The 8,309-nt window shown below is 65.2% G+C and carries 8 protein-coding genes; 2 read left to right on the top strand and 6 right to left on the bottom strand.

Going from position 1 to position 8,309, the window contains the following annotated elements; all coding sequences use genetic code 11:
• The 4 genes from A5788_RS00195 to A5788_RS23335 all read right to left on the bottom strand — a co-directional run.
• Positions 1-791: DUF222 domain-containing protein (locus tag A5788_RS00195; protein WP_156525405.1), on the bottom strand; the 791-nt coding region annotated here is incomplete at its 3' end.
• 135 nt (positions 792-926) lie between these two features.
• Positions 927-1,580 carry a DsbA family protein gene (locus tag A5788_RS00190; RefSeq protein WP_049699215.1) on the bottom strand — a complete coding sequence of 218 codons (654 nt, stop codon included), beginning with the start codon at positions 1,578-1,580 and terminating at the stop codon, positions 927-929.
• A 46-nt stretch (positions 1,581-1,626) separates the two neighbouring features.
• Entirely contained in the window at positions 1,627-2,415 is a 789-nt protein-coding gene (locus tag A5788_RS00185) for a cation transporter (RefSeq protein ID WP_082938084.1), read from the bottom strand.
• Positions 2,415-2,750 carry an ArsR/SmtB family transcription factor gene (locus A5788_RS23335; protein ID WP_082938083.1) on the bottom strand — a complete coding sequence of 112 codons (336 nt, stop codon included), beginning with the start codon at positions 2,748-2,750 and terminating at the stop codon, positions 2,415-2,417. Before A5788_RS23335 ends, A5788_RS00185 begins: the two co-directional genes overlap by 1 nt.
• 97 nt (positions 2,751-2,847) lie before the next feature.
• On the opposite strand from A5788_RS23335, the gene A5788_RS23330 reads away from it, so the two are divergent.
• On the top strand, positions 2,848-3,648 hold the full coding sequence (locus A5788_RS23330; protein WP_231894303.1) for a DedA family protein: 801 nt from the start codon (positions 2,848-2,850) through the stop codon (positions 3,646-3,648).
• Here the strand turns inward: A5788_RS23330 and A5788_RS00175 are convergent.
• Positions 3,532-4,518 (bottom strand): bile acid:sodium symporter family protein, encoded by a 987-nt coding sequence (locus tag A5788_RS00175; protein WP_064865747.1) that lies wholly within the window; start codon positions 4,516-4,518, stop codon positions 3,532-3,534. The genes A5788_RS23330 and A5788_RS00175 overlap by 117 nt on opposite strands.
• 3 nt (positions 4,519-4,521) lie before the next feature.
• The gene (locus A5788_RS00170) at positions 4,522-5,070 is read right to left on the bottom strand and encodes an SdpI family protein (protein WP_049699218.1); all 549 of its coding nucleotides are present in this window, start codon (positions 5,068-5,070) and stop codon (positions 4,522-4,524) included.
• 88 nt (positions 5,071-5,158) lie between these two features.
• Here A5788_RS00170 and leuS point away from each other — a divergent pair, with 88 nt between their 5' ends.
• Positions 5,159-8,080 (top strand): leucine--tRNA ligase, encoded by a 2,922-nt coding sequence (leuS, locus tag A5788_RS00165; RefSeq protein ID WP_414651991.1) that lies wholly within the window; start codon positions 5,159-5,161, stop codon positions 8,078-8,080.
• The last annotated feature ends 229 nt before the right edge of the window (positions 8,081-8,309 follow it).

Genomic DNA, 8,309 nt, shown 5'->3' with positions numbered 1-8,309 from the left:
TATGCGATCGTCGGCAGCGTCAGATGTGTATAAGAGACAGCGTCCAACACCGTGTCGAGTCGGGCGCGGGCGATCGGATCCAAATCAGCGGTCAACCGCGACATCAACTGCGCGTTCTGCCGGTTCACCCACAGGCGGCGTCGACGTTTACGATCCTTCGAGGTGGTCAGCGTCCCATCCGGATCCAGATGGGCAAGTAGCCGCGAACCCAAATTGGTGATTTCGGCAGGGGTGAACTGGACCGCGTAGCCGGCCATCTGCGCTTCGGCGGCAGCCTTCGTCTCGGCCGACACTTCACCGGGGATCGCTTCGAGCACCTCGAGCACAGCCCGGACGTGCGCGCCCGCGACCCGACCCTCGACCACATACCCAGCCAACGTGGGACACGAGGGTGGTAGTCGGTCGCCGCTGATCGTGGTGAACGACCCGGTCGCGGCGATCACCCGATGCCGCGCCGCGGGATCACCAATATGCAGACCATGCCCCATAAAGTTGCGAACATCGCGGAAACCCAGGGCGCGGGGCAGATCGCGGTCGGAAGCCTCCACAATCAAGCGATCGGTGACCGCGCCCGCGGTCCGCAGTGCTAGCCGTTCGGCCTCAACAGTGGCTTCCACCAGCGCCGCGTCGGATACCAGCGACACATCGACGGCAGCCAACTCATCCAACACCGCGGCAAGACGTGACAGTTTCTCCGCCACGACAGCATCCGCCGAACCCGCCGGCGCAGTCGCCAAAGCCGAAGGCGCACGGCCATTCTCGCTGTTGTTGCGATTGCTGTTGCTGTTCACGTGCCGCCACCCCCGCCCCACATCATATCGAATATGTGTTCTACATTACCCGACAATACCGACAGCGTCGAGGAATTCTCGAACAATTTTTCGACCTTGTGGACAAGCGTTTCGCGGAGTCCCGGTCGACGTCGATCACGCAGACGCTGCCTCATTCACGGCGGCGGTGAGTTCGTCGATTGTGGACGGTTGGAGCCGCTTCCCGTCGAGGAAGAACGTGGGAGTGCCTTGTACGCCCAGGGACAGGCCGTCGGCGACGTCGGCGCGGATTCGTTCGAGCGTGGCGGGGCTGTTGTAGGCGGTGTCGAAGGCTGCCATGTCGAGGCCGAGGTCAACGGCGAAGGTACGGAACAGGTCGTCGGCGGGGACTTGCTGTTCACCCCACTGGGATTGGGTGGCGAACATGCGCTGGTACATCTGCTCGAACCGACCCTGCTGGGCTGCGGCTTCGACTGCACGAGCAGCGCGTTCGGCGTTGAAATGTCCAGGCATCGGGAAGTAGCGGACGACGAAGGTGACGCGGTCGCCATAGGCTCGCCGCAGGTCCTCGATGATCGGGTAGACGGCGCCGCAGGCTTCGCACTCGAAGTCGAGGAATTCCACGAACTGCGCCCGGCTCTGCTCGGGCGAGGACAGGCGGTGACTGTCGGGGCGTACAACGAGATCAGACACTTCGGCAGTATCAGCCGGAGTCGGGGACGTGGCGTCGTCGATGGCAAAAACGGCAACACCGATGCCGACGAAGATGGCAGCGAGTACCGCCCAGGCGATCTTGATCGGTTTGCTCACGCGTTCAACTCCGAGGCGATGTCGTAGGGGAGTGGCATCGGTCTGATCAGGCCGACTGCGACGCGTCGGGTGTGGCCCTCGGGGTAGCGCCCTGGCCCGTCACCTCCGTGCTGCAGCAGTCGCACCCAGCGGGCTCGCCGGCGCGCTGGCCGATGCTGGGCGCACAGCACGTGTCGCCCTTCCATGCGTTGATGCCCTCGCGGACCGCGATCGCGGCGATGACAAGAGCGGCGATCGGGTCAGCCCACGACCATCCGAGCAGGCTGTTGAGAAGTAACCCGAGCAACAGTACTGCCGAGAGGTACGTGCACAGCAAAGTCTGTTTGGAGTCGGCCACCGCGCTCAGCGAGCCGAGTTCACGGCCGGCGCGACGTTCCGCCCACGACAAAAGCGGCATGATCAGCAAACTGACTGCCGCCAAGACAATCCCTATCGACGAGTGACGCGCCTCGCCACCAGTACCGAGGAGGGAACGGAGCGAGTCCACGCTCACGTAGGCCGCCAGGGCGAAGAACGAGAACGCGATGATCCGTAACGCGACCTTCTCGCGCCGTTCCGGATCCGAACCCGCAAACTGCCAGGCAACCGCGGCTGCCGACGACACTTCGATGACCGAATCCAGGCCGAAGCCGATCAAGGCCGTCGAGGACACACGCGTGCCCTCGCCGATCGCGATCACAGCTTCGACGACGTTGTAGGCGATGGTCGCCGCGACGAACCACCGAATCCGACGCTGTAGCAACTCCCGACGGGCAACACTCAGCGCCGGCCGACTCGCATCGGGGAGACCCACCGACGGCCGACCCACCGACGGGAGACCCAGCTCTTCGGCCATCAGCAGCAACCATGCTCGTCGGAGGTTGGACAACACGTCGGATCGACCGCGAGAACCAATCCGAGCAAGTCGTCCAAGGCGTGGGCAATCCGGCCGTCGGTCAGCTCGTACCGAGTGCGGCGACCTTCGGGTACCGCAACAACAAGCCCGCATCCCCGCAGGCAAGCAAGATGGTTCGACAAGACCTGGCGTGACACCCCGATCGCCTCGGCCAACTCCGCGGGATACGCGCCACCATTCCGCAGTCGCAGCAGCACCTGCGTACGCGTCGAGTCTGACAACGCGTATCCGAACCTCGTCAGCGCATCGCGTTGACTCGCCGCCACAGTCTCCATGAATACAGACGGTACATCCATTTCTGTATTCACGACAAGCTGAACCCTTTCAGAGCCAGGCCGCCGGGATCGCCGTCGCGCAGCACCCTCGACGACCGTGGAGTCAGCCCCCGAGTTCTCCAAGCCGCCGCGTCGTCGAGTCGGAGCTGCGGCTAACGTCGGGCAGGTGCACTCACTCGCCGACTGGCTGATCGACCTGATCAGGTCGGTTCCGGTGTGGGCGGTCTACCTGATCGCCGGCGGCGTCGTGTTTCTGGAAACCGCGGTCATCTTCGCGGGTCTGATCATGCCCAGCGAGGCACTCCTCCTTGCGGCGGGCGTGGCTGCAGGCGTGGGCAATACCAACCTCGGCGTTCTGATCACGGTGGCCTGTGTGTGCGCGATCGCGGGCGATGCGGTCGGATTCTGGTTCGGAAGAGTGGGCGGCCCGCGCCTGATGGAATCGCCCCTCGGGCGACGGTTCGGCGAACAGCGATGGGAACGGACGAGCGCGCGGCTCAATCAATCCGGAATGTTGATGGTCGCCGCGAGTCGCTGGGTCGGTTACGTCCGCACGCTCATGCCGAGGGTCGCGGGGATGACCGGGATGCAGTTCGTGCGGTTCGGCCTCGCCGACATCGTCGGGGCCGTCAGTTGGGTGACCGCCGTGCTGCTCGCCGGGTACTTCGCAGGCGCAGTCCTAGGTGCGACGATCCTGCTCTACGTCGTGATCGGGTTGGTGTGCTGCGCGGCTGTCTATGTGCTCGTCGTGTTCATCCGGCGTCGACTCGCCGCGCGGGCGTCAGCGGGCGTCGACGGCGTCGTGACTGCGGCTGTAGCGGGTGGCCAACCAGGAGCAGAGAATGAGCTGGATCTGGTGAAAGATCATGAGCGGCAACACGATCAGCCCGACGACTGAGCCGCCGAACAGCACCGTGGCCATCGGTAAGCCGGTGGCGAGGCTCTTCTTGGTACCGCAGAACTGAATCGCGATGGCGTCGGCGCGGCTGAATCCCAGTCGCCGCGCGCTCCACCAGGTGAGTGCGAGCATCACGATGACCAACACCGCAGCGATCACCGCGACCGCCACCACCTGCCACGCACTCACGATCGACCAGATCCCGTTGCGGACGCCCTCGCTGAATGCCGCGTAGACGACGAGCACGATCGACGCTCGGTCGACGAACTTGGTCGGCTCGGCGTATCGCTTGAGGAACGGCGCGACCAGTGGTCTGCAGAGCTGGCCAACGATGAACGGAACCAAGATCTGCAGCAGGATCTGGATGACCGACGACGCCGAGATGTGCACCCCATTCGTACCGCTCATCAGGGCCACCACCAGCAGTGGAGTCAACACAACACCGATGAGGTTCGACGCCGAGGCGCTCACGATCGCCCCTGGGACGTTGCCGCGGGCGATCGAGGTGAACGCGATCGACGACTGCACCGTCGACGGCACCAGCGTCAGGTACAGCAGGCCGGTGTAGAGGTCGTGACCGATCAGCGGTTCGACGAGGGGCCGTATAGCCAGGCCGACGAGTGGGAACACCAGGAACGTGAACGCCAGAATCGTCAGGTGCAGCCGCCAATGTGCCAGCCCGTTGAGCGCTTCACGCGGATGCAGGCGCGCGCCGTAGAGGAAGAACAGGAATCCGATGGCGATCGTGACCGCCCAGTCGAGAACCTCGGCAAAGGTCCCGCGCGCCGGGAAGAACGCGGCCACGACGACCGCAGCGAGAATCGCCAGAACGAAGCCGTCGATCGGAGACCGGGCGAGGAGTCGGCGCACGTCCTATTGAATGGGTGCGCGGTCGGGCTGTGCCGGTGCCGTACCGCTCGACGAATCGTCAGTGCTGCACATGCCGCGCAGCGTGCACGACGCGCAACTATCGGTGCCGCAGTCGGCGGCCGCGCTGGTCTGCTCAGGTTCCGCGGCATGTGCGTCGTCGACGCTGCCGTGATCCGACGAGCAGCAACTGCAGCCCGCATCATCAGCCGGGGCGACGGCGTCGGCCGCGCGCACCGCGTAACCGCTCACAGCGCCGACGATCAGAACACCAGCAACAAGCGCGACTAGTCCGAACACCACCGACCAGCCGCTGTCGACGGCGAGCGTCAGCGCGCCACCGGCGAACAAGATGAGCGCCGCGCCCAGTGTTCCGGGGGCCGCGATGCGGTTGGCCAGCGTGAACACCTCGGCCGAGGCCATCGTCGAATCGGTGCGGACTCCGAAGTATCGGTTGCGCGGGAGTCGGCCGATCAGGCCCGCCACTCCGACCACCAGCCACACCAGGGCCAGCACAAAGACGCATACCGAGACGACGATCGACACCACACTCACCCGACCACCATACTTTTCCCGCCCATCCGACGTCGATTTCAGGGCAGGTGAAGCCACGATTTACCCTGGTGAGGTGAGCACCGCCGACATCTCCACCTCTGAGGGCGCCGCCGATCAGGCGAGCACCGACCCAGCTTCCGCGACTCCGGGGCACCGTTACACCGCCCGACTCGCGGGCGAGATCGAGGAGCGCTGGCAGCGCGAGTGGACTCAGCGCCACGCTTTTGAGGCACCCAACCCGGTCGGACCGCTGGCCGGCGACATGAGTGCCTTCGACGGCAGCGGCCCCGACGCCTCCGACAAGCTCTTCGTCCAGGACATGTTCCCGTACCCGTCCGGCGCGGGCCTGCATGTCGGACATCCGCTCGGCTTCATCGCCAGCGACGTGTTCGCGCGGTTCCAGCGCATGTCGGGCGCCAACGTGCTGCACACCATGGGCTTCGACTCCTTCGGTCTACCGGCAGAGCAGTACGCCGTGCAGACCGGTACGCACCCCCGCACGACGACCGAGGCCAACATCGAGCGCTACCTCGGCCAGATCCGACGCCTCGGCCTCGGGCACGACGAGCGACGTCGAGTCGCCACCACCGACGTCTCGTTCTACCGCTGGACACAGTGGATCTTCCTGCAGATCTACAACGCCTGGTACGACGACGAGGCCGGCAAGGCGCGTCGCATCGACGAGCTGATCGCCGAATTCGACAGCGGTGCACGCACTCTCGACGACGGTCGGGTGTGGGCAGATCTGTCGGCCTCCGAGAAGTCCGACGTCGTCGACTCGTATCGTCTTGTCTACCTGAGTGATTCACTCGTCAACTGGGCACCGGGCCTCGGTACCGTGCTGGCAAACGAAGAGGTCACCGCCGATGGCCGAAGCGACCGCGGGAACTTCCCGGTGTTCCGCAAGCACCTGCGGCAGTGGATGATGCGCATCACTGCGTACTCCGACCGCCTGCTCGACGACCTCGAGGTGCTGGATTGGCCCGAGAAGGTCAAGACCATGCAGCGCAATTGGATTGGGCGATCGCGCGGTGCCCAGGTGCAGTTCCCCGTACCGGGTGTGCCGGCACAGGCCGATGGCGAGGTGACCGTCGACGTCTTCACCACGCGACCCGACACCCTCTTCGGCGCCACCTACGTGGTGCTTGCCCCCGAACATCCGCTGGTCGACCCGCTCACTGCCGCCGCATGGCCATCGGTTGCCGAGGGCGCGGCGATCGATGAGCGGTGGACCAACGGCGCGTCGACGCCCGCCGAGGCGATCAAGAACTATCGCGCGTCGATCGCGGCGAAGTCTGATCTCGAGCGGCAGGAGAACAAGGAGAAGACCGGCGTCTTCACCGGGTCGTTCGCGACGAATCCGGTTAACGGACAACAGGTTCCGGTCTTCGTCGCCGACTACGTGCTGATGGGCTACGGCACCGGCGCGATCATGGCGGTCCCCGCACACGACTCACGCGACTACGAGTTCGCGACGGTCTTCGGACTGCCCATCGTCGAGGTCATCGGCTCCGAGGCAGGCATCTCTGAGGAGGCATACGTCGGCGACGGTCCGCTGGTGAACTCGGGCTTCCTCGACGGCAAGAACGTCGATGACGCGAAGACCGCGATCATCGAATGGCTCGAAGAGCAGGGCACCGGACAGGGCACCGTGCAGTACAAACTGCGCGATTGGCTCTTCGCCCGTCAGCGCTACTGGGGCGAGCCGTTCCCGATCGTCTACGACGAGGAGGGCCGCGCGCACGCACTGCCCGAATCGATGCTGCCCGTTGAGCTTCCGGAGGTCGAGGACTACGCGCCCGTCGCCTTCGACCCCGACGACGCCGACAGTGAGCCGAGTCCGCCGCTGGAGAAGGCATCGGACTGGATCCACGTCGAACTCGATCTCGGCGACGGTCCGAAGAAGTATCGGCGTGACGCAAATGTCATGCCGCAGTGGGCCGGAAGCTCCTGGTATCAACTGCGCTACATCGACCCGACCAACGAAGAAGAGTTCTGCGCCAGGGAGAACGAGGCGTACTGGATGGGTCCGCGGCCGGAGCTGCACGGTCTCAGTGATCCGGGCGGACTCGACCTCTACATCGGCGGCGTTGAGCACGCCGTTCTGCACCTGCTGTATTCGCGCTTCTGGCACAAGGTGCTCTTCGACCTCGGCTACGTCACCAGCAGTGAGCCGTATCGAAAGTTGTTCAACCAGGGCATGATCCAGGCGTACGCCTACACCGATTCACGCGGCATCTACGTGCCTGCCGAAGAGGTCACCGAGGTCGACGGCGAGTTCGTCTACAACGGTGAGAAGGTCACGCAGGAGTACGGCAAGATGGGCAAGTCGCTGAAGAACTCGGTGACTCCCGACGACATCGCCGCCGAGTACGGCGCAGATACGTTGCGGCTCTACGAGATGTACATGGGCCCACTCGATCAGTCGCGTCCGTGGGCAACGAAAGACGTTGTGGGACTGCAGCGATTCCTGCAGCGCGCATGGCGCCTGGTCGTCGACGAGGAGTCCGGTGCCGTCCGCGTCGCCGACATCGAACCCGACGACGAGACACTTCGCCTGCTGCACAAGACAATCGCGGAGGTCCGTGAGGATTACAACGGCCTGCGCGACAACATCGCCGTCGCCGCGCTGATCAAACTGACCAGTCATCTGACCAAGCAGTTCCCCGACGGCGCGCCGCGCAGCACCGTCGAACAGCTCGTCCTGATGCTCGCGCCACTCGCGCCGCACATCTCCGAGGAGCTGTGGTCGCGGCTGGGCCACGACGAACTGCTGGTGCGCGGACCGTTCCCGGTCGCCGACGAGCGCTACCTTGTCGACGACACCGTCGAGATCCCGATCCAGGTCAAGGGCAAGGTCCGCAGCCGCATCACGGTGCCCGCCGACGCCGACGAGGAGACGATCCGCGCCGCAGCACTCGACGACGAGAAGATCCTCGCGATCCTCGACGGCCAGCCGCCGCGCAAGGTGATCGTCGTGCCCGGCCGAATGGTGAACATCGTCCCGTAGCGGGCCGCGGGGTTCGCTCGTCGAGCGCTACGCCCGCTGGTCGAGCGCCCACTCGCTGGTCGAGCCTGTCGAGACCACCCGCCGAATGGTCGAGACCCCCGCCCGCTGGTCGAGCTACCCACTCGCTGGTCGAGCTTGTCGAGACCACCCCGCGCTGGTCGGGCGCCACCCCGCGCTGGTCGAGCTGCCCCCGCTGGTCGAGCGCTGCCCCCGCTGGTCGAGCTTGTCG

Origin of the sequence: Gordonia sp. 852002-50816_SCH5313054-c (assembly GCF_001665925.1) — a bacterium.
GTDB classification, from domain to species: domain Bacteria; phylum Actinomycetota; class Actinomycetes; order Mycobacteriales; family Mycobacteriaceae; genus Gordonia; species Gordonia jacobaea.
The sequence above is the reverse complement of the archived record's forward strand: the minus strand, read 5'-3'. Positions and strand labels throughout refer to the sequence as shown.

Bases quoted from the DNA above. Each gene is read 5' to 3' on its own strand.
- A5788_RS00185 (WP_082938084.1), bottom strand. From the start codon at position 2,415: ATGGCCGAAGAGCTGGGTCTCCCGTCGGTGGGTCGGCCGTCGGTGGGT.
- A5788_RS23335 (WP_082938083.1), bottom strand. From the start codon at position 2,750: ATGGAGACTGTGGCGGCGAGTCAACGCGATGCGCTGACGAGGTTCGGA.